This is a genomic window from Lutibacter profundi, from assembly GCF_001543325.1.
GTDB classification, from domain to species: domain Bacteria; phylum Bacteroidota; class Bacteroidia; order Flavobacteriales; family Flavobacteriaceae; genus Lutibacter; species Lutibacter profundi.
In genome coordinates this window covers 2,533,947-2,556,993 of sequence record NZ_CP013355.1, presented here as the reverse complement: position 1 = coordinate 2,556,993, position 23,047 = coordinate 2,533,947, and the positions used below count along the sequence as shown (strand labels likewise).

The window sequence follows — 23,047 nt, the reverse complement described above, 5'->3', positions numbered from 1 at the left end:
AACTTTCTATCGTTAATATATGCAGCAAATAATTTATTTTATTAAAAAATTCAGATACTTTCTGCTGTTCTTATTGCTGGAAATTTTAGCTATAATTTTTACTGTACAACATCATTCTTATCACACAAGTAAATTTGTCAATTCTGCAAATTTTATTAGTGGAGGAATTTATAATAAAGTTAATTCTATAAATGAGTATTTTCTTTTAAAATCTGAAAATAAGATTTTAAGTGAAGAAAATGTAAGATTAAAAAATTTACTAGAACAAAAACAAATAGATCATCCTACTGAAGAAATTTTTACGGTAATTGATTCTTTAAAATATTTTCAAAAATATCAATACTACAGCGCTAAAATTATAAATAATAATTATACAAAAAGAAATAATACCTTAACTCTAAACAAAGGAACTAAGCACGGTTTAATCTCTGATTTAGGTGTAATAAACAACAAAGGTATAATTGGTGTAATTGAAAATACATCCTCCAATTATTCAACTGTTATTTCTATTTTAAATGAAAATTCTAAAATTAATGTACATTTAAAAAACAGCAACCACTTTGGCACTTTAATTTGGAATGGAGAAGATTATAACATCACACAAATTGTTGATATCCCTAGACAAGCTATACTTAAAATTGGAGATACCGTTGTAACAGGTGGAAAATCAGTTATATTCCCTGAAGGTATTAATGTAGGAATTATAAAAGATTTTACATTTGAAAATAATCAATATCAGAAAATAAATGTATTGTTGTTTAATGATATGAGTGCTATTGGATATGTTGAGGTAATAAAAAATCTTCAAAAAATTGAACAAAAAAATCTAGAACAACAAGTTGATAATGAATAATTCAATAGGCTTAAATAGTATTCGTTTTATTGGTTTAGTACTTTTACAAGTATTAGTTTTAAATCATATTAACTTATTTAGCTATATCAATCCCTTTATTTACATTATATGGGTATTCCTATTCCCTTTTAGAAAAAATAAAAGTTTACTTTTAATTGGTAGTTTTTTATTAGGTCTTTCAGTCGATTTTTTTTCAGATTCAGGAGGTGTTAATGCTGCAGCAACATTATTTATTGCCTTTGTAAGACTTCCTATACTTAAAACAATTTTGAGAAAATCTGATTTTGATTTTCTTCTTTTTAATCTTAGATCAATACCCTTTAGTAAAACATTTTTATACATTACAACTTTAACACTAATACACCACTTTATAGTATTTAGTTTAGAATATTTTAGTTTTAATGCTTTTTTATCTGTATTTTATAATACTATTGTTACAAGTATTTTTACCATAACTTTAAGTGTATTAGGTATTGTTTTATTTACTAAAAAGAAATAAATGAAAAGAACTGGTTTATTGTCTTTTATAATTATTTTTATTGGAATAATTTATATTTTGCGTCTTTTTTATTTACAACTATTAGACAACTCATATACTATTTCTGCACTAAACAATTCGGCAGTTAAAATTACTTATAATTATCCTGAAAGAGGTTATATTTATGACCGAAATGGTGTTTTGCTAGTTGCAAATCAACATTCTTATAACATTATGGTTATACCAAGAGAAGTTAAACCTCTTGACACCCTAGAGTTTTGTTCTTTATTGAAAATTACTAAAAATGATTTTATAAAAAAAATGAATAAAGCCAGGAACTACTCAACGAGAATTCCTTCAATTTTTTTAGCTGAACTTTCTAAAAATGATTTTGCTTATTTACAGGAAAAAATGTACAAATTTGAAGGGTTTTATATTCAAAAAAGATCTTTAAGAGAATACCCTATAAATTCTGCTCCAAATGTATTAGGTTATATTAGTGAAGTAAATGAACGTATGATTCGTAAAAACCCATATTACCAATTAGGTGAATTAATAGGAACTGCTGGTGTAGAAAAAACCTATGAAGCATATTTACGCGGAACAAAAGGGGTGAAATATATACAACGCAATAGGTACAACAAAGAAATAGGACCGTACAAAAATGGAGTTTATGACACACTACCTATCCCCGGAAAAGATTTAACATTAACAATAGACTCTAAATTACAACAGTACGGAGAAGCTCTAATAGCAAATAAACGTGGAGGAGTTGTTGCTATAGAACCATCAACCGGAGAAATATTAGCAATGGTTTCCTCTCCAACTTATAATCCTAATTTAATGGTTGGCAGAGAGCGTTCAAAAAACTTTACAAAACTTTATTTAGACACCATAAATAAGCCACTACTAGACAGAGGTTTACAAGCTCAATACCCTCCAGGATCACCCTTTAAAATTATTTCAGCATTAGCAGCATTACAGGAGCACGTTTTAGATACTAATACTACCTTTAGATGTTTTGGAGGATATAGATACGGATCTAGAAAAGAAGCATTTATGAAATGTCATTGTGGAACACATGGAAGTCCTGTTAATTTAAATAAAGCAATATACCGCTCCTGTAATAGTTATTTTTCTAATGCCTATCGAAAAGTTATAGAAAAATACCCTACTCCTTTCGAAGGAATGAGTGTTTGGAGTAAACATGCAAAAAGTTTTGGCTTGGGGAATTTTCTAAATAATGATTTATCTGTTGGGCAAAAAGGGTTGATTCCAGATGGGAATTACTACAATAGGTATTATCCAAATGGAAAATGGAGAGCTGTTACAACAATATCTAATGCCATTGGCCAAGGTGAAATATTAACTACACCCATTCAACTAGCAAATATGACAGCTGCTATCGCCAATAGAGGTTTCTATTTCACACCACATATAGTTAAAAAAATCAAAGGAGAAAAACTAGACGAAAAATTTACCAAACCAAAATATACAACAATTGACAAACAATATTTTAATCCTGTAATTGAAGGCTTATTTGACGTATTTGAGAATCCTAATGGTACTGCAAGATCATCTAGAGTTAAAGGTATTGAAATTTGTGGTAAAACAGGAACATCTCAAAATTCACATGGTCAAGATCATTCTGTTTTTATTGCATTTGCACCAAAAGACAACCCTAAAATTGCCATTGCTGTATTTATTGAAAATGGATATTGGGGTTCAAGATGGGCTGGCCCAATTGCTAGTTTAATGATTGAGAAATATTTAACGGGTAAAATTACAAAGCCTTGGGTAGAAACGAGAATGTTAAATGGAAGTTTACAAGAAGAATACAATAAACAATTAATAGAAAATACAACCATTGAGAATTAAAAAAAACAATATCTTTTATGGAATTGATTGGTCTCTAATCCTCTTCTACTTCATTTTAATTTTTTTGGGGTGGATTAATATTTATGCTGCCACTATTACAGATAATCATCTCAGTCTAATAAACTTCTCTACTGAATATGGTAAACAACTTATTTGGATTATCTTAAGTTTTCCTATAATTCTTTTAATATTAATGTTTGATGCAAAATTTTATGAAAGATATGCTTCTATTATTTATCTCAGTAGTTTAGTATTATTAATAGGACTTTTTGTTTTTGGGAAAAATATTAACGGTGCCACTTCCTGGTATAATCTTGGTGGGTTTAGCCTTCAACCTTCAGAATTTGCAAAAGCTGCAACCGCATTAGCCATAGCTAAATTAGTAAGTGATAAACAGTTTAATTTAAAAAAATGGAACACTCAATTACAGGCATCACTTATTTTATTTTTCCCTGCTTTTTTAATTGTTCTTCAACCAGACCCAGGGTCAGCGATAGTCTATACAGCTTTTCTTTTTGTTTTATATAGAGAAGGATTGCCTATTTATTATATTACTGGAGGGTTTACGCTCGTGATTTTATTTATAATAACACTCTTTTTTGGCTATTTAAATACTATTATAGGAGTAACAATATTTTTTATAATAATACTTATTTATTTTTATAGACAAAAAGCTTTAAAAAAGGGGTGGATTAAAGTTTTGAGTATCTATCTAATATCTATTTTTTTTATTTTTAGTGTAGATTTTGTGTTTAATCACGTTTTTGAACAACGTCATAGAAATAGATTTAATATTTTATTAGGTAAAACACAAGATATTAAGAGTATTGGTTACAATACAAATCAATCTGTTATAACAATAGCATCAGGCGGATTAACAGGAAAAGGTTTTTTGGAGGGCGAACGAACTCAAGGAGATTTTGTGCCCGAGCAACAAACTGATTATATATTTACTATAGTAGGTGAAGAATGGGGATTTTTAGGCAGCGTTTTTGTGATACTTATATTTATCTTTTTTATACTACGGATAATCCATGTTGCAGAACGTCAAAAGTCTAAATTTAGCAGAGTATATGGTTATAGTATTGCAGCCATATTCTTTACCCATTTTGCTATAAATATTGGAATGGTTATTGGATTATTACCAACAATAGGAATTCCTTTACCTTTTTTTAGCTATGGAGGTTCCGCACTTTGGGGGTTTACAGTGCTACTCTTTATTTTTATACGATTAGATGCCAACCGATCTTATGAATGGTAAAATTATGAGATAAAATTTAAATTTTACCAAACAAAAAAACATCCTTTAGATAAGGATGCTTTAAAATATTTTATTTAATAAAAAATTATAGCGTTGCTACGTGCTTTGCTAACTTAGATTTTATGTTACTTGCTTTATTTTTATGGATAATATTACTTTTAGCCAATTTATCAAGCATCGCCACTACTTTTGGAAACATCTCTTCAGCTTCTTTTTTCTCAGTTGATGCTCGCAAATTTCTAACAGCATTACGTGTTGTTTTATGCTGATATTTATTTCTTATTTGCTTAACGCGATTACTTCTAATTCTCTTTAATGCTGACTTATGATTTGCCATTTCTAAATTTTTATTAAATTTTGTAGTCCGTAGGGGAATCGAACCCCTGTTACCAGGATGAAAACCTGGCGTCCTAACCCCTAGACGAACGGACCATTATATATAAATTAACGATTCTATTTCGTTAATGCGGATGCAAAAATACAACTATTTTTTGTTCTGCAAAACTTTTTAAAAAAAAATTAATAGGCTTTGGCAAATAATACTCTTTGCGTAGATTTATTACCTGTTAAAATGCATTTTCCTTCTTCAACGCTATTATTTAAAGGAATGCATCGAATACTTGCTTTTGTTAAATCTTTAATTTTTTCTTCTGTTTCAACTGTCCCATCCCAATGAGCAGAAATAAACCCTCCTTTTTTCTCTAAAACTTCTTTAAACTCTTCAAATGAATTCACTTCAGTTATATGATTCTCTCTATAATTTAATGCCTTATTGTATAAATTTTCTTGTATTTCTTTCAATGTTACTTCAACGTAATTAACTACATCACTTTGAGAAATATTTTCTTTCTTAAGGGTATCTCTACGTGCTATTTCAAGTGTTCCATTTTCTAAATCTCTTGGACCCATTGCAATTCTCAATGGCACACCTTTTAATTCATATTCAGCAAACTTCCAGCCTGGTTTGTAGGTTGTTCTATTATCAAATTTTACAGAAACTCCTTTTGCTCTCAATTCTTTTACAATTTCATTAACTTTTATTGAAATGGCATCTAACTGTTCATCATTTCTATGAATAGGAATAATTACAACTTGAATTGGAGCTAAATTTGGAGGAAGTACTAAACCTAAATCATCTGAATGAGTCATAATTAAAGCTCCCATTAAACGTGTTGAAACGCCCCAAGAACTAGCCCAAACATATTCTTTTTTTCCTTCTTTTGAAGTAAACTGAACATCAAAAGCTTTTGCGAAATTTTGACCTAAAAAGTGTGATGTTCCTGCTTGTAATGCTTTTCCATCTTGCATTAAACCTTCAATACAATATGTTTCAATAGCACCTGCAAAACGCTCACTCTCTGTTTTTAATCCTTTTACAACTGGCATTGCCATAAAGTTTTCAGCAAAATTGGCATAGATATCTAATATTAACTCTGCTTCTTCAACTGCTTCATTTTTGGTTGCATGAGCTGTATGGCCTTCTTGCCACAAAAATTCTGCAGTACGTAAAAATAAACGTGTACGCATTTCCCAACGCACAACATTTGCCCACTGATTTATTAGCAAAGGCAAATCTCTATATGATTGAATCCATCTTTTATAAGTATCCCAAATAATTGTTTCAGATGTTGGTCTAACAATTAATTCTTCTTCTAATTTAGCTTCAGGATCAACAATTAATCCACTTCCATCTTCCGCATTTTTAAGACGGTAATGCGTTACTACAGCGCATTCTTTTGCAAACCCATCTACATGAGCAGCTTCTTTACTTAAATATGATTTTGGAATAAATAACGGGAAATACGCATTTTCATGACCAGTTTCTTTAAATTTTTTATCCAATTCAGCTTGCATTTTCTCCCAAATTGCATATCCGTAAGGTTTAATAACCATACAACCTCTCACACCCGAATTTTCAGCTAAATCAGCCCTTACAACTAGCTCGTTATACCATTTTGAATAGTCATCTTCTCTCTTTGTTAATTTCTTACTCATAATTAAATGTTTGGCACAAATATTGCTCCTTTTATAATAAAAAATACTAATTTCGACAAAACTAGTTATTTTTATATTGTTCAACAATAAAAACTACAACTGATTATGGAAGTTTCAAAAATAATTAACCTAAGACGCTCAAAGCTTGGCTTGCTATTTGTATTAATTGCAAGTGTATATTCTTGTGGTACTTATCAAAGTGCTTACAATTATGATGATGATGGTATTTATACTACAAACAACCAAAATGAGGATAATGTAGTAATTGTTGAAAACAACTCTAATTTTGATGAAAATTATTTTACTCGCCAACTTGAAGATCTTCAAAATTTAACTGCTGAAGATGCATTTACTGATATTGACGAGTATTATTACAACGATACTGTATATGAAAATGATTCTTTAAACCCAAAAGTAAATTACAATGCTCCGTGGGAATATTCAAATGACATTTATGTAAATATAAATTCTGGCTATGATGGTTATCCTTTTTATGGATACAATTCTTTGTATTTCGATTATTTCCCTTATTATAATAATTTTTATTCACCTTGGGGATATAACAACTATTATTCTCCTTGGAATAGATTTTATGGTTACAATGGATATTACGGTTACGGCCATGGATATTTTGGTGGTTTTGGACTTTACGGAGGCTATTTCGCAGACTCATATCTCTATGGTGCTTTTTTCCCTTATGGTAACTTCTACTACCCTTACAACTACTTAAGAAGATATGATAGTTATGGGAAAAGAACAACTTATAATACCAATACAAGAAGGTATGGTACATCATCTATAACTAGAAATAATAACGTTTCAAGAAGATCAACCGGAAGAAATGTAAATAACTCAAATACAAGAAGAGTTAATAATCGATCTATTGATGGAAATAGTAATTCCAGAATTAACAGACTACGATCTACAAGAAGTTACAATGTAACTCCTAGAGGTGGTAGAACTATTAACACTCGCTCTTCTAGAAGAAGAAATATGGCTTATGACAGTCCGTTATTTTCTTCAAATAGAAGATATAGCAATCGTGAAAACACAAGGAATGTTATTTACAATAGACGTCCACCTATACAATCCTCAAAAAAGAATACAATAAGAAAAAGTTCTAATTCAAATAAAAAAAGTTACTCATCAAATAGAAAATCTAGTAGCTCTTCAATAAACAGAAGTTCTTCAAGATCTTTTTCTTCAGGAGTCTCTAGGTCTTCATCATCTAGATCATCTGGAAGAAGTTCATCAAGTAGAGGCGCTAGACGTAATTAAAAAATAATATATTATGAGAAAATTGTATTTAATTGTAATGCTATGCATTACCTACATATCTAGTGCGCAAACCCTAAGTTATAATGATATAGGTGTACTATTTTCACAAGAAAAAATAAATGGTACAGCGCGTTATAATGCAATGAGTGGAGCTTTTGGAGCTTTAGGTGGCGATTTATCTTCTATTGAAACAAACCCTGCTGGTGCTGCTGTGTTTTTAAAAAGTGAATTTGCAATTTCATTAAACATACGAAATATTCAAACTACAGCTAACTTTTACGGTAATAGTGAACTTACAGACAATGATTACTCAAATTTATCACAGGCTGGTGGCGTTTTTGTGTTCAAAAACAACAGCCCTAATTGGGGCAATGTAGCTTTGGCTTTTAATTACAGTACTATTAATAATTTTGAAAATTTTTGGACTGCAAGTGGCAATAGTGGTTTTGCTCCTATTTCTGATTTTTATGATAGTGATCCTGTTGTGTACATAAATTCTGATGGACAATATTTTGAAAATTTTATTGATGGTAAAAACAATAAATACTCATTCACTATTGCTTCACAATACAATGATAATTTATATGTTGGAGCCTCAATTAGCACATACAGCATAGAACATTATCAAAATGTACTTATTGAAGAATACAACAACGATGGAAATGAAAACACCTTTGACGTATCGCAAACTCAAGAATTATTTACCTATGGTGACGGTTTTTCTTTTAATATTGGTTTTATATCTAAACCAACTAATAATATTCGTTTTGGATTAGCTTACCAATCACCTGTTTGGTATACACTTTCTGAAGACTTTTCAGAATATGATGTTACTATTTTTGAAAACGATTTAAATACTTTTAGTGAAAATTCAGGGGTAAATGCTTTTGATTATAAATTGAGAACACCAAGCAAATTAACGGGAAGTTTTGCCTATATTTTTGATAAACAAGGCTTAATTAGTGTGGATTATATTTACAAAAATTACAGTAACACAAAATTAAGCAATGCTAGATTTGTTGCTGAAAATCAAGAGTTTAGCACTAATCTAGAAAGTGTAGGAGAATTGCGTATTGGTACAGAGTGGCGCTTTAAAGACATTTCTGTTAGAGGTGGTTATAACATAAATAAAAGCCCTTATAAAAACGCTTTAGAATCAGATAATTACGAAGGGTTTTCATTTGGCGCAGGATATAAATTTAAAGGAGGAAAATTAGATTTTTCATATCAAAAATATAATAACACCACCGCATCCTATAATTTTTATCCTCAATATAACCAGATAAATTCGACTGAATTAGACTCAAATACTTCAAGGTTTACTGCTACTCTGGTACTAAATATTTAATTATACATTTTATTTTTAATTAAAAAACGCTTCAAAATTGAGGCGTTTTTTAATTTTTAGAAAATACTAGAAGATGTTTTAGTACTTTTGCACAAATAACTAAAAAAATGGAAACAATTTCTTTAAAAATAGAAAGTACAACTAATAATACCATCCTAAAATTCACAACAGATAGGATACTCATTTCAGGGAGTTATCAATTTAATAATATTGATGAAGCCAAAGATTCTCCTTTAGCTCAACAATTATTTTATTTACCTTTTATAAAACGCGTATTTATTTCAGCAAATTTTATTGCAATAGAGCGTTTTTCAATTGTTGAATGGGCCGATGTACAACATGAGGTTAAAGAGCAAATTGAAAAATTTTTAAATACTGGTGGTATTTTAATTTCTGAGAAAAATAACCAACAAAAAATACCTTTAGAACTATACGCAGAAGTTACTCCAAACCCTGCTGTAATGAAATTTGTGGCTAACAAAAAGCTTGTTGTAAAAGATTTAGAGTTTAAAAATGTTAAAGAAGCCAAAGGCACTCCTTTAGCAATAGCACTATTTAATTTCCCTTTTGTTAAAGAAGTATTTATATCTGAAAATTATGTGTCAGTTACAAAAATTGAAAGTGTTGAGTGGAGCGATATAATGATTGAACTTAGAAGCTTTATTAAACAATTTATTGCTGATGGAAATGTAATTACTAAAACAACCATTGAGCAAGAAAATAAACAACCGCTTAAAAGCACTCCTACAACTTCTGAGCTCGATGAGGTTTCTAAGCAAATTATAAGTATTTTAGATGAACATATAAAACCTGCTGTAGCAGCTGACGGAGGGAATATTTTATTTCAATCTTATGATAAAAATACACAAACAGTAAATGTTATTTTACAAGGCGCTTGTAGTGGCTGTCCATCATCAACAATAACACTAAAAAATGGTATAGAAAATATGCTAAAACAATTAATCCCTGGTAAAATAGGTGAAGTTGTTGCTGTAAATTATTAATACTTATGACCGAAAAAGTAAAACCTTATAAAGATTCAGACCTTGGAAAAAAGGAACAAGTTGCAAAAATGTTTGATAACATTTCCAAAGAGTATGATGGCTTAAATCGTGTGATTTCTTTTGGAATTGATATTAAATGGCGAAAAAAGGTTGTTGAAATTATTGGAAAAACAAATCCAAACTCAATTTTAGACATTGCTACAGGAACTGGAGATTTAGCCATAAATTTAGCTCAAACGAAGGCTTCAAAAATAATTGGTCTAGATATTTCTGAAGGGATGCTAGAAGTTGGAAGAAAAAAAATTAGAAAATTAAACCTTGACAATACCATTGAAATGGTATTTGGAGATTCTGAAAAAATTCCCTTTAAAGAAAACTCATTTGATGCTATTACAGTAGCTTTTGGTGTTCGAAATTTTGAAAATTTAGAAAAAGGATTATCTGAAATATACCGTGTTTTAAAAACTGGAGGCACTTTTGCAGTGCTAGAAACATCAGTACCAACTAAAACACCTTACAAACAAGGATATTATTTTTACGCAACAAAAATATTGCCCTTAATTGGAAAATTATTTTCAAAAGACAAATCGGCCTATAAATATTTATCCGACTCGGCTGCTACTTTTCCTTATGGAGAAGCTTTCAACAATATTTTGCAAAAAATAGGGTTTATAGCTATTGAAAATAAACCTCAAACTTTTGGGGTTGCTTCAATATATATAGCAAAAAAGTAATATATGAAACGGTTTTTTATCACACTAATTTTAGTTTTCTTTTTTATTGGACATACGTTAGCTCAAAAAAGAGATATTGTTGAATACAAGCAAAATTGGGATAAACAAAAAATATTTTGGGGTTATTTTTTAGGTTTAAACAAAAAAGATTTTAAAATAACATATAAAACTCCTAATTCCTTTATAGAGGTTAGCCCTTCAATAGGATTTGAAGTTGGGTTAATTGGCGACTTAAGATTGCATAAAAATATTAGTTTACGATTAGAGCCTGGGCTTTCAAGCAATACAAAAACATTAGCTTTTACCCATATTACAGGAGGAGCAAAAGATAGTATTCGAAAAGTTAATGGAACATATTTAAGAATTCCCTTATTACTTAAGTTCAATACAAATAGGTTAAATAATATGAGGTCGTACGTTGTTGGAGGAATTTCTTATGATTATAATTTTTCTAGCAACCAAAACAATACAAATGATAATTTTGATGGTGAATTTAGAGCTAAAAAAAATAATTTCACTTATGAAATAGGTGTAGGCGTAGATTTATACCTACCCTACTTCATATTTTCACCATCAATTAGAGGTGTTTTTGCTATAAATAATGAATTAGTTAGGGATACCAACCCCAATAGTCAATGGACGGGCTCTATTGATTATTTTGGTACAAGAGGTGTTTTCATCAAATTTGCTTTCCATTAATTACTTAGCGTTTAAATTCACTCAATAGAATTGCTGTAGCAGTTGCCACATTTAAACTTTCTGTTTGCTGTAATTTCCCAAATCTAGGAATTGTTATGGATTTAGTTAAATGCTTTAAAACTGAATCACTAATCCCATTGGCTTCATTTCCCATTACTAAAATTGCATTTTTAGGGAAAATACTTTTATAAACATTTTCTCCTTCCATTAATGATGCATACTTAGGTAAGTTTGCGTTACCTAAATACAATTCTAAATTTGTATAAATTATAGAAACTCTTGTTAAAGAACCCATTGATGCTTGAACAACTTTTGAATTATAACAGTCAACCGTTTTTAATGAACATATAAGTTGGGCTACCCCAAACCAATCACATAACCTTATAATTACCCCCAAATTTCCAGGGTCATTAATCTCATCTAACCCTAAAATTAAACCCTTATTTTTAAAAGAATCTCCTAAAGGAATTTTAAATAACCCCAAAACATTATTTGGTTTTTTTAATGAACTTATTTTTTTTAGTTCTCCTTCAGAAATTTGAGTTACTTTTTCAACATCTTTATAGTTTGAAATATCAATACAAAACAATTGTTCTAATTCAAAATTAGAGTTTAAAAACTCATTTACAACTTTAGTTCCTTCAGCAATAAATAAATTATGTACAGTTCGGTACTTTTTTTGATGTAAACTCGTTATTAATTTTAGTTGGTTTTTGCTTAAACTCATATGTTTAATTATAAAAAAATGTAATTTGTTAATACCTTGAAAAGGTTTACTTTTGAAACAAATTTAAACTCTTATTTATTGAAAAACAATTTTATAATATTAATAATTCTATTAAGTATAACTTTTAGTTTTTCATCGTGTAATACAATTAAGTATGTTCCGGAAGGTAAATACTTGCTAACTAAAAATACCATTTTTGTCAATAACAAAAAAAATATTGACAATGAGATAAACGATTATATTATTCAACGCCCCAATCAGTTAGTTTTAGGAGTTCCTTTTCCTCTTCATTTTTACAACATAGGTAATAAAAATTTCGAAATAGATTTTGAAAAATGGAAACAAAAGAAACCCAACTGGTATCATTTTACCGCAAAAGTATTTTCAGAAAAACAAGCACGTGGAATTAGAAATTTTAAATACAACACACATCAATGGTTTCTAAACAACGGTGAAGCTCCGGTTATATTAGATCTAAAGAAAGCTACACAAACTGTTAATAATTTAAAGCAGCATTACTATAACGAAGGCTTTTTTAGGGTTAACGTTGCCTTTAAAAAACAGCTATTAAAAAATAAAAAAGCAACAATAAATTATTATATTAACACTAACAAGCCCTACACTATAGATCATATTATAACAACCATTGAATCTAAAATATTGGATTCTATTTATCAGCTTCACAAAAACAATTCTTTTATAAAAAAAGGGGAACAATTTAAACTTTCTTTATTTGTAAATGAACAAAATAGACTTACTAATTTATATAGAAACTCAGGAGTTTTTAGATTTAATAAAAATGCTATCACCTTTGAAGCTGATTCATCAAATTACAAGGCATCAATTGATTTAATAATTAATGACAGCATTGCCAATGTGCCGTTCAAAATTCAAAAAATTAAAAATGTAAATATTTACACCGATTACTCTTACAATACAAAAGATAATACAATTAACGATAGTATAAATTATAATAACTATTTGTTTTTAGCTCATAAGGAACTAAAATATAACCCTAAACTATTACTCAATTCAGTTTTTATAACCCCAAACACCATTTATAAAGATGAAACTAGACAACTAACTCGTAATCACCTCAGAAATTTAAAAAATTTCAAATCTGTTGATATAAGATATACAGAATTAAGTAACGATATGTTAGAAGCTTCTATTTACCTCACCCCTTTAAAAAAATATTCAATAGGTTTTAGTACTGAACTTACACATTCAAATATTAGACAACTTGGAGTTTCAGGAAAGCTATCATTTTTAAACAGAAATATTTTTAAAGGAGCTGAAATTTTAAAATTCTCTATTCAAGGTTCTTTTTTAGACTCAAAAGATGCAGCAGACAATACTAGCCTATTAAACGCTTGGGAAATAGGAAGTGACATTTCATTAGAAATACCACGGTTTTTACTGCCTTTTGGCACTCAAAAAATAATTTCTAAAAGAAAATCGCCAAAAACAACATTTACTATTGGTACTAGCTTACAAAAAAACATAGGCTTAGACAAACAAAAATTTACTGGAATTATTGATTATTCTTGGCAATCTTCGAAAACAAAAAAACATAGTTTTCAATTATTAAATGCACAGTTTATTAAAAATTTAAACACCAATTCTTATTTCAATATTTACAAATCTGAATTAATAGAAATTCAAACTATTGCCAATACTTATTTTAATCAAACTCTAAACACCAATAATGTAATTGATTTTATTGATGCAAATATTAATGCTGATTTTGAAAGTACAAACCCTACTGAATTTAGAATAGCTCAAAATATAAAAACACGCTATAATATTATTACCGAGGATGTATTAGTACCATCTATTTCATATACATTTACTTATAACAACAGTAAAAACTATAAAGACATTGATTTCTCTTTTTTTAGAGCTCGTATTGTATCATCTGGTAATTTAACAAATTTATTGGCCGTAAATAAAGATGCAAATAACACAAAAACACTTTTTAAAACACCTATTGCTCAATACTTTAGAACAGATTTAGAATTTAAGAAATTTTGGAATTTATCTTTAGAAAATGTCTTGGCTTTTAGAAGTTTTTTAGGAATAGCTATCCCTTACGGAAATTCTGTTGCAATACCATTTAGTAGAAGTTATTTTATTGGTGGCCCAAACGATTTAAGGGCATGGAGAATATATGACTTAGGTCCTGGTTCAACAAAAAATGGTTTAGAATTTAATGTTGGTAATTTGAAATTTATTAGCAGTTTAGAGTACCGTTTTAAGATAATTAATAGCATAAAAGGTGCTTTATTTGTTGATGCTGGAAATATATGGGACATTACAAATTCATCCGTAACCGAATCAGAAGCAAAATTTAATGGTGTTAATTCATTAAAAGATATTGCTATTGGCTCTGGTTTTGGTTTTAGATACGATTTAAGTTTTATTTTATTACGGTTAGATTTAGGGTTTAAAACATATGAGCCCTATTTACCTAAGGGAAATAAATGGTTTACTAATTACAATTTCAAAAAAACAGTTTTTAATTTTGGTATAAGTTATCCATTTTAAAAATTACAAGTACAACTATTTCGTTTTCGTTTTTTTTTATCTATTCGTTTATTTAAAAGGTATATTTCCTTAATTTTGTTATCTTAAAACCATTAAACTAATTACATTTAAAATATTATGAGTCACACAATTAAACCAGGAGTTGTAACAGGAAAAAAGGTTCAAGAACTTTTTAAAATTGCAAAAACGAAAAAATTTGCAATCCCTGCAGTTAATGTTACAGGTTCAAACACTATAAATGCAGTTTTAGAAACAGCAAAAGAATTAAATGCCCCTGTAATTATACAATTATCAAATGGCGGGGCTCAATTTAATGCCGGAAAAGGATTGTCTAATGAAAATCAAAAAGCGGCTATTGTAGGTGCTATTGCAGGAGCAAAACACATTCACACATTGGCTGAAGCCTATGGGATTCCTGTAATTTTACACACAGACCACTGTGCGAAAAAATTGCTTCCTTGGATAGATGGATTATTGGATGCAGGTGAACAATTTTATAAAGAGAATGGTGTTCCTCTTTTCAGTTCACATATGATTGACTTATCTGAGGAACCTCTTAAAGAAAATATAGAAATTTGCAAAAACTACTTGGCACGAATGAGCAAAATTGATATGACTTTAGAAATTGAATTAGGTATAACTGGAGGAGAAGAAGATGGTGTTGATAATTCAGACGTTGATATCTCAAAATTATATACGCAGCCAGAAGAAGTTGCATATGCTTATGAAGAACTTAAAAAAGTAAGTGATTGCTTTACAATTGCTGCCTCTTTTGGAAATGTTCATGGAGTGTATAAACCTGGTAATGTTAAACTAACTCCAAAAATATTAGATAATTCTCAAAAATATATTCAAGAAAAATACAATACTGAAGAAAATCCGGTAGATTTTGTGTTTCACGGTGGGTCAGGTTCAACCCTTGAAGAAATTAGAGAAGCAATTGGATATGGTGTAATTAAAATGAATATTGATACCGATTTGCAATTTGCTTTTACCGAAGGAATTAGAGATTATATGGTAACTAAAATTGATTATTTAAAAACTCAAATAGGAAATCCTGAAGGATCTGATTTACCAAATAAAAAATATTACGACCCTAGAAAATGGTTGCGTGAGGGTGAAATAACCTTTAAAAAGCGTTTAATTCAGGCATTTAAAGACCTAAATAATGTAAATACATTGTAAAGTTAAAGAGGTTGCTTTTAAATATTTGAAATCATTAATTTAAAAATCTTATTGGGTTAATTTTCAATATTTTAAGAGATTAAAATTCTACAAACTGAATGAAAAGTATTCTTTTTAGATTACCTCTTTATTTTTTTTAGTAATTTTACATTTCCATTTTCAACTAAAACAAACTAGTTATGTCATCTTGGTTTAAAAGAAAAGATAAAGGAATTCAAACTGCAACTGAAGATAAAAGAGATGTGCCTAAAGGATTATGGTACAAAACCCCTAGTGGTAAAATTGTAGATACTGATGAATTAAAACATAACTTCTATGTTAGCCCAGAAGATGGTTACCATGTTAGAATTGGAAGTGCTGAATATTTTGAAATTCTTTTCGACGATAATAAGTTTAAAGAATTTGATAAGAATATGGTTTCAAAAGATCCTTTGAAATTCTCCGATAGCAAAAAATATACGGATAGATTAAAGCAAGCCTACGAAAAAACAAAACTAAAAGATGCTGTTAGAACTGCTGTTGGCAAATCTTATGGAAAAGACTTAGTTATTGCTGCTATGGATTTTAGTTTTATAGGAGGCTCAATGGGTAGTGTTGTAGGCGAGAAAATATCTCGTGCAATTGATTATTCAATTAAACATAAAATCCCTTTTTTAATGATTTCTAAATCAGGTGGAGCTAGAATGATGGAAGCTGCTATCTCTTTAATGCAGTTGGTAAAAACATCTGCCAAATTAGCTCAACTTTCGGAAGCAGGCATACCGTATATTTCATTATGTACAGATCCAACAACTGGTGGCACAACAGCTTCTTATGCTATGCTAGGCGATATAAATATTGCAGAGCCTAATGCTTTAGTTGCTTTTGCAGGGCCTAGAGTTGTTAAAGATACTACAGGTAAAGAATTACCTCCTGGATTTCAACGTTCAGAATTTGTATTGGAACATGGATTTTTAGATAAAATTGTAGAACGTAAAAATTTAAAAAAAGAAGTAAATTTATATATAGATTTAATTCAAAACCTACCAATTAGAAAATAAAAAAGTGAGCTTTTACAGCTCACTCTTTTTATTCCTTTTCAAAAACTAAAACATTTTCCCCCTTAAAATTATTTCAAATTCTTCACCCTCTTCGTTGGTGAAAATCGCTTTATTATCACAGCTACCGTCTCCAAAATTTAAAAAGCCATTTCTGTCATTTTTTTGTAATTCTACTACTCCACTCACAATAAATCTACAAGCCATTTCACGTCTTAAAGGCTCAATAATAGTTGCTGATAGTAGTGTTCCATTTTTAAATGTAGTAGTCCAATTACCAGTAATTAAAAACACATTATCTCCAAAAGTTCTTGTGTTATACCCTTCAATCCATTCTCTAATTTTAGTTCCTCTTCGTGAGGCAAACTCACCATCAGGCCAAGTGATTTTCATATTAATTGTTAATGTAGATTGAGGGTTTCCATTTTCATTTTCCCTAACCCGAACCACTGTATTTTCACCTTCTATATTTAACTCATTAAAGTAAAAGTTTTCAAATGTATACTTGATTGTTAACGACTTAACATCTGTATCAACAGCGTGAATTAAAATAATTTTCCCGCTTAAAACAGTACCATTTGGCAATTCGCACCCTTCTCCAAAGTCTAGCGTAACTGTTTTTGTAGTTCCTTCAATAACTACGGCTCTAGTCATACACCCTAAACCTAGAACTCCCCCTGTGTTATTATCTTCAGAACGCGCTCCTAAACTTTCTTCTACAAAAAAATCATCAATTACATTATTTACTTCATCTGAAATATTGTCTGCTTCTACAAAGATATTTGTTTCTTCTGTTAATATTGGTTCTGATAAATCAATGTTATCACTGTTGTTACAACTTGTAAAAAAGAAACTACTAACAACAAAAAATAGTAACAGTTTTAAATTTAAAATTTTCATAAGATTATTATTTTAATGGTTTAACAAAAAATTAACTTTTAATGTATCTTTGACACACACAATTGCAAAAGGTTTAATTGGCTTATAACAATTAAGTTGTTTGCATAGTTAATTGTTAATCAAAATAATAATAGTATATTTGCGGGCTGTTTACTGATATTTACAGTATTCATACATAAAAATTATTAATAAAAATTAATGTTAGCATGTACTTAACAAAAGAAAAAAAAGCAGAAATTTTTGCTAAACACGGAGAATCAGCAACAAATACTGGTTCAGCTGAAGGTCAAATTGCCTTATTTACTTTTAGAATTAATCATTTAACTGAACACCTTAAAAAAAATCGTAAAGATTTTAATACTGAGCGTTCATTGGTAAAACTCGTAGGTAAAAGAAGAAATTTACTTGACTATTTAATTAAAAACGATATTGTTCGATATCGTAATATAATTAAAGAGTTAGGTTTAAGAAAATAATTAAAATAAAGGGGCAAATATTGCCTCTTTTTTTTGAAATTTATCACACTTAAAAAAAGCATACATTAAACTTTTCATTGGTTCGTATACAACACAACAACTAAAACCAATTGTTTAATTAATTAAAACATTATTTATGATACCGAAGGTATTTACACAAATTATTGATTTAGGAGATGGAAGAACCATTTCTTTAGAAACAGGAAAATTAGCAAAACAAGCGCACGGTTCGGTTGTTGTACAGATGGGAAATGCCATGCTATTATGTACAGCCGTATCTAATTATAACGCAAGTAACGTTGACTTTTTACCATTAACGGTAGATTATAGAGAAAAATTTGCAGCAGCAGGTCGTTATCCTGGAGGTTTCTTTAAAAGAGAAGCAAGACCAAGTGATGGAGAAGTACTAACAATGCGTTTAGTAGATAGAGTTTTAAGACCTCTTTTTCCTAAAGATTACCATGCTGAAACACAAGTTATGATTCAGTTAATGTCATCTGATGACGATGTAATGCCAGATGCTTTAGCTGGTTTAGCCGCGTCAGCAGCAATACAATTAAGTGACTTTCCTTTTGAAACACCCATTTCTGAAGTTCGTGTTGCTAGAATTAATGGTGAATTTATCATCAACCCAAGCAGAACACAAATAGAGGAAGCCGACATTGATATGATGGTAGGTGCATCTGCAGATTCAGTGATGATGGTAGAAGGTGAAATGGATGAATGTAGCGAAGAAGAAATGGCAGCTGCAATAAAATTTGCACATGAAGCCATTAAAATTCAATGTGCTGCACAAGTTGCTTTAGCCGAAGCTTTTGGAAAAAAAGAGACTCGTGAGTATGAAACTGAAATAACAAATGAAGATTTAGAAAAAAGAATACTTGATGCAACATATCAAAAATGCTATGACATTGCAAAAAAAGGAACTTCTAAACAAGAAAGAACTCAAGCTTTTTCTGAAGTAAAAGAAGAAATAATTGCAACTTTTACTGAAGAAGAAATAGCAGAATATGGAGATTTGATTAGTAAATATTACAACAAAGCTCAAAAAACTGCTATTCGTAATCTAACTTTAAACGAAGGTTTACGCTTAGACGGACGAAAAACGACTGAAATAAGACCAATTTGGTGTGAAGTAGATTATTTACCTTCAACACATGGTTCAGCAATATTTACAAGAGGTGAAACCCAAGCTTTGGCAACTGTTACATTAGGAACTTCAAGAGAAGCAAACCAAATTGATATGCCAACTTACCAAGGTGAAGAAACATTTTATTTACATTATAATTTTCCTCCTTTTTGTACGGGAGAAGCTCGCCCTTTAAGAGGTACTTCTCGTCGTGAAGTTGGACATGGGAATTTAGCACAACGTGCATTAAAAGGAATGATTTCTAAAGATTGCCCTTACACTGTTCGTGTTGTTTCTGAAGTGTTAGAATCTAACGGGTCATCTTCTATGGCAACTGTGTGCGCTGGAACAATGGCGTTAATGGATGCTGGTGTTGAGATGAAAAAACCTGTTTCAGGTATTGCGATGGGATTAATTTCTGATGGTGATAAATATGCTATTTTATCTGATATTTTAGGCGATGAAGATCACTTAGGGGATATGGATTTTAAAGTTACTGGTACTGCCGATGGTATTACGGCATGTCAAATGGACATTAAAATTAAAGGATTATCATATGAAATTTTAGTGAAAGCTTTAAAACAAGCACGCGACGGAAGATTACATATTTTAGGAAAAATAACTGATACAATTGCAAAACCTAATACTGATGTTAAAGCACATGCTCCAAAAATGGTTTCTAAAATTATTCCTGGAGATTTCATTGGTGCTTTAATTGGTCCTGGAGGAAAAGTAATTCAAGAATTACAAAAAGCAACTGGAACAACTATTGTTATCAACGAAGACCCAGTTACTGAAGAAGGTATTGTAGAAATTTTAGGGACAAACCAAGATGGTATTGATGCCGTTTTAGCTAAAATTGACGCTATTACATTCAAACCAGAAAGAGGCAGTGTTTACGAAGTAAAAGTTATAAAAATGTTAGACTTTGGTGCCGTAGTAGAATACACTGAAGCTCCTGGGAATGAAGTTCTATTACATATTTCTGAATTGGCTTGGGAACGTACAAATAACGTTTCTGATGTTGTTAAAATGGGTGATGTTTTTGATGTAAAATATTTTGGTAGAGATCCAAAAACAAGAAAAGAAAAAGTTTCTAGAAAAGCATTATTACCAAGGCCTCCTAGAGAAGAAAGAAAAGAAAATAAAGATTAATAACTCTTTTTAAAACTAAAAAGAGGCTGTCTAAGAAGTGTCATTCTGAATGTAAATGAAGAATCTCTTTGAAATTAAACACTTATATATCAAGATGTTGAGATTTTTCACTTTGTTCAAAATGACAAGTATAATTACTTTTTAGACGACCTCTTTTTTTTACTATCAAAATAGTAACACGTAGCTAATTATCCTAAATAAAAAGAAAAAAAGAATAATATACAGTTCTTTTTGTAACATTTTTAAAATAACTACGTATAATATAGTGTACACTTTATATAAACAATCATACACTAGCTATTTAAATGAGACAACTTAAAATTACAAAACAGGTTACCAACAGGGAAACCGCATCATTAGATAAATACCTACAAGAAATTGGAAAAGTTGATTTAATTACAGCCGAAATGGAGGTTGAATTAGCTCAACGAATAAAAGCAGGAGACCAAGAAGCATTAGAAAGATTAACAAAAGCAAATCTCCGTTTTGTTGTTTCTGTAGCAAAACAATATCAAAATCAAGGATTAACATTGCCTGATTTAATTAATGAAGGGAATTTAGGATTAATAAAAGCTGCAAAGCGTTTTGATGAAACTCGTGGTTTTAAATTTATCTCTTACGCTGTTTGGTGGATTCGTCAATCTATTTTACAAGCATTGGCTGAACAATCTCGTATTGTACGATTACCTTTAAACAAAATTGGATCTATCAATAAGATAAATAAAATGTATGCTTTTTTAGAGCAAGAGAATGAAAGACCTCCTTCTGCCGAAGAAATTGCAAAAAAGCTAGATATGACTGTTAATGACGTTAAAGAATCTATGAAAAATTCTGGTCGTCATGTCTCAATGGATGCTCCTTTAATTGAAGGTGAAGATTCTAACTTGTATGATGTATTAAACACAGGTGAATCTCCAAATCCAGACAGGGCTCTATTACACGAATCATTAAAGGTTGAAATTGAACGTGCTTTAGAAACTTTAACACCCAGAGAAGCTGATGTTGTTCAATTATACTTTGGCTTGGGAGATGCACACCCTATGACTCTAGAAGAAATTGGAGAAACATTTGATTTAACTCGTGAACGTGTTCGACAAATTAAAGAAAAAGCAATTAGAAGATTAAAACATACTTCTCGAAGTAAAATTTTAAAAACATATTTAGGTTAACCTAAAAAGAAAAACGCTCGAAATTTCGAGCGTTTTTCTTTTTTTAATGATACTTTTGTAAAAAATAACTACTTAATAAAATGAATAAATTTATCGCTCCTTCTATTTTAGCCGCAGATTTTGCCAACTTACAACATGCCGTTGAAATGGTTAACAACAGCAAAGCAGATTGGTTTCATATTGATGTTATGGATGGCGTGTTTGTGCCAAATATTTCGTTTGGAATGCCCGTTATAAAAGCCATTAAAAAACATGCTACCAAAACTATGGATGTTCATTTAATGATTGTGGATCCTGATAGGTATATTTCAAACTTTAAAAAAGCTGGAGCTGATATTTTAACCGTACATTACGAAGCTTGTACTCATTTACACAGAACTGTACAAGTTATTAAAGCTGAAGGTATGAAAGCTGGAGTATCTTTAAACCCACATACACCTATAGCCGTTTTAGAAGATATTATTTGTGATTTAGATTTAGTGCTAATTATGAGTGTTAACCCTGGATTTGGTGGACAAAGCTTTATTGAAAACACCTATAAAAAAATTGAGCAACTTAAAAATTTAATAGCATACTCAGGCTCAAAAGCACTGATTGAAGTTGATGGTGGTGTTACAGATAAAAATATACAACAACTTTCTGAAGCTGGAGTTGATGCATTTGTTGCAGGAAGTTTTGTTTTTAAAAGTGAAAATCCTTCTGAAACCATTAGTAATTTAAAAAAATTAGCTTCTAAATAATTAATTTTCTTCTAATTCATATTGCTTTAATAAATATTTCAATATGTCTGTAGTAGTTACAATACCAACAAGTATATCATTTTCAACAACTGGCAAGGCATGAAATTCATTTTTAGATAAGATTTCTACAACAGACTTTACTGTTATACTAGAATTTATCTTGATTATATTTTTAACCATAAGCTGACCAATACTTAACATACTGTAAACGGCATTATCTATTTTAATTTCGTTGGCATCATACGAATCTAAAAAGCTAATTCGTTTTAAATCAGAAAGGCTTAACATTCCTATAATATGCTCATCTTCAACAATTGGAATATGACGAATATGATTTTCTAGAAAAAGCTTCTCTGCTTTATATAAATCATCAGACAAGGTTAATGTTATTAACTTTCTCGTCATTATTTTTGATACTGGCTCCAAGCGTTTCATAATAACTAATTTAAATACT

At 29.9% G+C, this 23,047-nt stretch carries 21 protein-coding genes and 1 tRNA gene; 16 read left to right on the top strand and 6 right to left on the bottom strand.

From position 1 onward, the window contains the following. The first annotated feature begins 19 nt into the window (after positions 1-19). Genes mreC through rodA form a run of 4 tightly spaced genes read left to right on the top strand, consistent with a single transcriptional unit; the run spans position 20 to position 4,470 of the window. Complete coding sequence (gene mreC / locus Lupro_RS11285) at positions 20-853, top strand: rod shape-determining protein MreC (protein ID WP_068210312.1); 834 nt, start codon at positions 20-22, stop codon at positions 851-853. Beyond that, positions 846-1,352, top strand: coding sequence for a rod shape-determining protein MreD (gene mreD, locus Lupro_RS11280; RefSeq protein WP_068210309.1), 507 nt, complete (start codon positions 846-848; stop codon positions 1,350-1,352). Before mreC ends, mreD begins: the two co-directional genes overlap by 8 nt. Further along, on the top strand, positions 1,353-3,209 hold the full coding sequence (mrdA, locus tag Lupro_RS11275) for a penicillin-binding protein 2 (protein ID WP_068210307.1): 1,857 nt from the start codon (positions 1,353-1,355) through the stop codon (positions 3,207-3,209). Next, positions 3,199-4,470, top strand: a complete 1,272-nt coding sequence (gene rodA, locus Lupro_RS11270) for a rod shape-determining protein RodA (protein ID WP_082703905.1) — start codon at positions 3,199-3,201, stop codon at positions 4,468-4,470. The genes mrdA and rodA overlap by 11 nt, the downstream gene beginning before the upstream one ends. An 85-nt stretch (positions 4,471-4,555) precedes the next feature. Here the strand turns inward: rodA and rpsT are convergent, their stop codons facing one another. The 3 genes from rpsT to proS form a co-directional block, all read right to left on the bottom strand. Then, entirely contained in the window at positions 4,556-4,807 is a 252-nt protein-coding gene (rpsT, locus tag Lupro_RS11265) for a 30S ribosomal protein S20 (RefSeq protein WP_068210305.1), read from the bottom strand. Positions 4,808-4,830: 23 nt separating this feature from the next. Beyond that, positions 4,831-4,902 (bottom strand) — tRNA-Glu (locus Lupro_RS11260). Between the two features lie 87 nt (positions 4,903-4,989). Next, positions 4,990-6,465 (bottom strand): proline--tRNA ligase, encoded by a 1,476-nt coding sequence (gene proS / locus Lupro_RS11255; RefSeq protein ID WP_068210302.1) that lies wholly within the window; start codon positions 6,463-6,465, stop codon positions 4,990-4,992. Between the two features lie 105 nt (positions 6,466-6,570). Between proS and Lupro_RS13875 the strand changes: the two genes are divergently transcribed. From Lupro_RS13875 to porT, 5 genes are all read left to right on the top strand, one after another. Beyond that, entirely contained in the window at positions 6,571-7,743 is a 1,173-nt protein-coding gene (locus Lupro_RS13875; protein ID WP_068210292.1) for a hypothetical protein, read from the top strand. 13 nt (positions 7,744-7,756) lie between these two features. Next, a complete protein-coding gene (locus Lupro_RS11245) occupies positions 7,757-9,091 on the top strand; it encodes an OmpP1/FadL family transporter (RefSeq protein WP_068210290.1) in 1,335 nt (444 codons plus the stop codon). Positions 9,092-9,198: 107 nt separating this feature from the next. Then, on the top strand, positions 9,199-10,095 hold the full coding sequence (locus Lupro_RS11240; protein WP_068210288.1) for a NifU family protein: 897 nt from the start codon (positions 9,199-9,201) through the stop codon (positions 10,093-10,095). A gap of 5 nt (positions 10,096-10,100) precedes the next feature. Next, positions 10,101-10,829 (top strand): bifunctional demethylmenaquinone methyltransferase/2-methoxy-6-polyprenyl-1,4-benzoquinol methylase UbiE, encoded by a 729-nt coding sequence (ubiE, locus tag Lupro_RS11235; RefSeq protein ID WP_068210286.1) that lies wholly within the window; start codon positions 10,101-10,103, stop codon positions 10,827-10,829. A gap of 3 nt (positions 10,830-10,832) precedes the next feature. Next, positions 10,833-11,528, top strand: a complete 696-nt coding sequence (porT, locus tag Lupro_RS11230; RefSeq protein ID WP_068210284.1) for a type IX secretion/gliding motility protein PorT/SprT — start codon at positions 10,833-10,835, stop codon at positions 11,526-11,528. 4 nt (positions 11,529-11,532) lie between these two features. On the opposite strand, the gene Lupro_RS11225 is transcribed toward porT, so the two are convergent. Beyond that, positions 11,533-12,255 (bottom strand): TrmH family RNA methyltransferase, encoded by a 723-nt coding sequence (locus tag Lupro_RS11225; protein WP_068210281.1) that lies wholly within the window; start codon positions 12,253-12,255, stop codon positions 11,533-11,535. Between the two features lie 78 nt (positions 12,256-12,333). Here Lupro_RS11225 and tamL point away from each other — a divergent pair, with 78 nt between their 5' ends. The 3 genes from tamL to accD all read left to right on the top strand — a co-directional run bounded on the left by tamL (position 12,334) and on the right by accD (position 17,027). Then, positions 12,334-14,802 carry a translocation and assembly module lipoprotein TamL gene (tamL, locus tag Lupro_RS11220; protein WP_227807444.1) on the top strand — a complete coding sequence of 823 codons (2,469 nt, stop codon included), beginning with the start codon at positions 12,334-12,336 and terminating at the stop codon, positions 14,800-14,802. Between the two features lie 117 nt (positions 14,803-14,919). Further along, positions 14,920-15,987 (top strand): class II fructose-bisphosphate aldolase, encoded by a 1,068-nt coding sequence (fbaA, locus tag Lupro_RS11215; RefSeq protein ID WP_068210278.1) that lies wholly within the window; start codon positions 14,920-14,922, stop codon positions 15,985-15,987. 179 nt (positions 15,988-16,166) lie between these two features. Then, positions 16,167-17,027, top strand: a complete 861-nt coding sequence (gene accD / locus Lupro_RS11210; protein WP_068210274.1) for an acetyl-CoA carboxylase, carboxyltransferase subunit beta — start codon at positions 16,167-16,169, stop codon at positions 17,025-17,027. Positions 17,028-17,072: 45 nt separating this feature from the next. Here the strand turns inward: accD and Lupro_RS11205 are convergent, their stop codons facing one another. Next, complete coding sequence (locus tag Lupro_RS11205; RefSeq protein WP_068210271.1) at positions 17,073-17,924, bottom strand: hypothetical protein; 852 nt, start codon at positions 17,922-17,924, stop codon at positions 17,073-17,075. A 206-nt stretch (positions 17,925-18,130) separates the two neighbouring features. Here Lupro_RS11205 and rpsO point away from each other — a divergent pair, with 206 nt between their 5' ends. The 4 genes from rpsO (at position 18,131) to rpe (ending at position 22,593) form a co-directional block, all read left to right on the top strand. Then, positions 18,131-18,400, top strand: a complete 270-nt coding sequence (gene rpsO / locus Lupro_RS11200) for a 30S ribosomal protein S15 (RefSeq protein WP_068210268.1) — start codon at positions 18,131-18,133, stop codon at positions 18,398-18,400. A gap of 136 nt (positions 18,401-18,536) precedes the next feature. Further along, positions 18,537-20,684: a polyribonucleotide nucleotidyltransferase gene (locus Lupro_RS11195; protein WP_068210265.1), complete on the top strand. Its 2,148-nt coding sequence runs from the start codon at positions 18,537-18,539 to the stop codon at positions 20,682-20,684. Positions 20,685-20,989: 305 nt separating this feature from the next. After that, positions 20,990-21,853 (top strand): sigma-70 family RNA polymerase sigma factor, encoded by an 864-nt coding sequence (locus Lupro_RS11190; protein ID WP_068210262.1) that lies wholly within the window; start codon positions 20,990-20,992, stop codon positions 21,851-21,853. 80 nt (positions 21,854-21,933) lie between these two features. Next, on the top strand, positions 21,934-22,593 hold the full coding sequence (rpe, locus tag Lupro_RS11185; protein WP_068210261.1) for a ribulose-phosphate 3-epimerase: 660 nt from the start codon (positions 21,934-21,936) through the stop codon (positions 22,591-22,593). On the opposite strand, the gene Lupro_RS11180 is transcribed toward rpe, so the two are convergent. Next, complete coding sequence (locus Lupro_RS11180) at positions 22,594-22,998, bottom strand: CBS domain-containing protein (protein ID WP_335339108.1); 405 nt, start codon at positions 22,996-22,998, stop codon at positions 22,594-22,596. Positions 22,999-23,047 lie beyond the last annotated feature (49 nt).

Coding starts and splice junctions, on each gene's coding strand:
- proS (WP_068210302.1), bottom strand. CDS start 6,465: ATGAGTAAGAAATTAACAAAGAGAGAAGATGACTATTCAAAATGGTAT.
- rpsO (WP_068210268.1), top strand. CDS start 18,131: ATGTACTTAACAAAAGAAAAAAAAGCAGAAATTTTTGCTAAACACGGA.
- accD (WP_068210274.1), top strand. CDS start 16,167: ATGTCATCTTGGTTTAAAAGAAAAGATAAAGGAATTCAAACTGCAACT.
- Lupro_RS11195 (WP_068210265.1), top strand. CDS start 18,537: ATGATACCGAAGGTATTTACACAAATTATTGATTTAGGAGATGGAAGA.
- mrdA (WP_068210307.1), top strand. CDS start 1,353: ATGAAAAGAACTGGTTTATTGTCTTTTATAATTATTTTTATTGGAATA.
- rpsT (WP_068210305.1), bottom strand. CDS start 4,807: ATGGCAAATCATAAGTCAGCATTAAAGAGAATTAGAAGTAATCGCGTT.
- fbaA (WP_068210278.1), top strand. CDS start 14,920: ATGAGTCACACAATTAAACCAGGAGTTGTAACAGGAAAAAAGGTTCAA.
- ubiE (WP_068210286.1), top strand. CDS start 10,101: ATGACCGAAAAAGTAAAACCTTATAAAGATTCAGACCTTGGAAAAAAG.
- Lupro_RS11180 (WP_335339108.1), bottom strand. CDS start 22,998: ATGACGAGAAAGTTAATAACATTAACCTTGTCTGATGATTTATATAAA.
- porT (WP_068210284.1), top strand. CDS start 10,833: ATGAAACGGTTTTTTATCACACTAATTTTAGTTTTCTTTTTTATTGGA.
- Lupro_RS11205 (WP_068210271.1), bottom strand. CDS start 17,924: ATGAAAATTTTAAATTTAAAACTGTTACTATTTTTTGTTGTTAGTAGT.
- Lupro_RS11240 (WP_068210288.1), top strand. CDS start 9,199: ATGGAAACAATTTCTTTAAAAATAGAAAGTACAACTAATAATACCATC.
- mreD (WP_068210309.1), top strand. CDS start 846: ATGAATAATTCAATAGGCTTAAATAGTATTCGTTTTATTGGTTTAGTA.
- Lupro_RS13875 (WP_068210292.1), top strand. CDS start 6,571: ATGGAAGTTTCAAAAATAATTAACCTAAGACGCTCAAAGCTTGGCTTG.
- mreC (WP_068210312.1), top strand. CDS start 20: ATGCAGCAAATAATTTATTTTATTAAAAAATTCAGATACTTTCTGCTG.
- Lupro_RS11190 (WP_068210262.1), top strand. CDS start 20,990: ATGAGACAACTTAAAATTACAAAACAGGTTACCAACAGGGAAACCGCA.
- Lupro_RS11245 (WP_068210290.1), top strand. CDS start 7,757: ATGAGAAAATTGTATTTAATTGTAATGCTATGCATTACCTACATATCT.
- rpe (WP_068210261.1), top strand. CDS start 21,934: ATGAATAAATTTATCGCTCCTTCTATTTTAGCCGCAGATTTTGCCAAC.
- Lupro_RS11225 (WP_068210281.1), bottom strand. CDS start 12,255: ATGAGTTTAAGCAAAAACCAACTAAAATTAATAACGAGTTTACATCAA.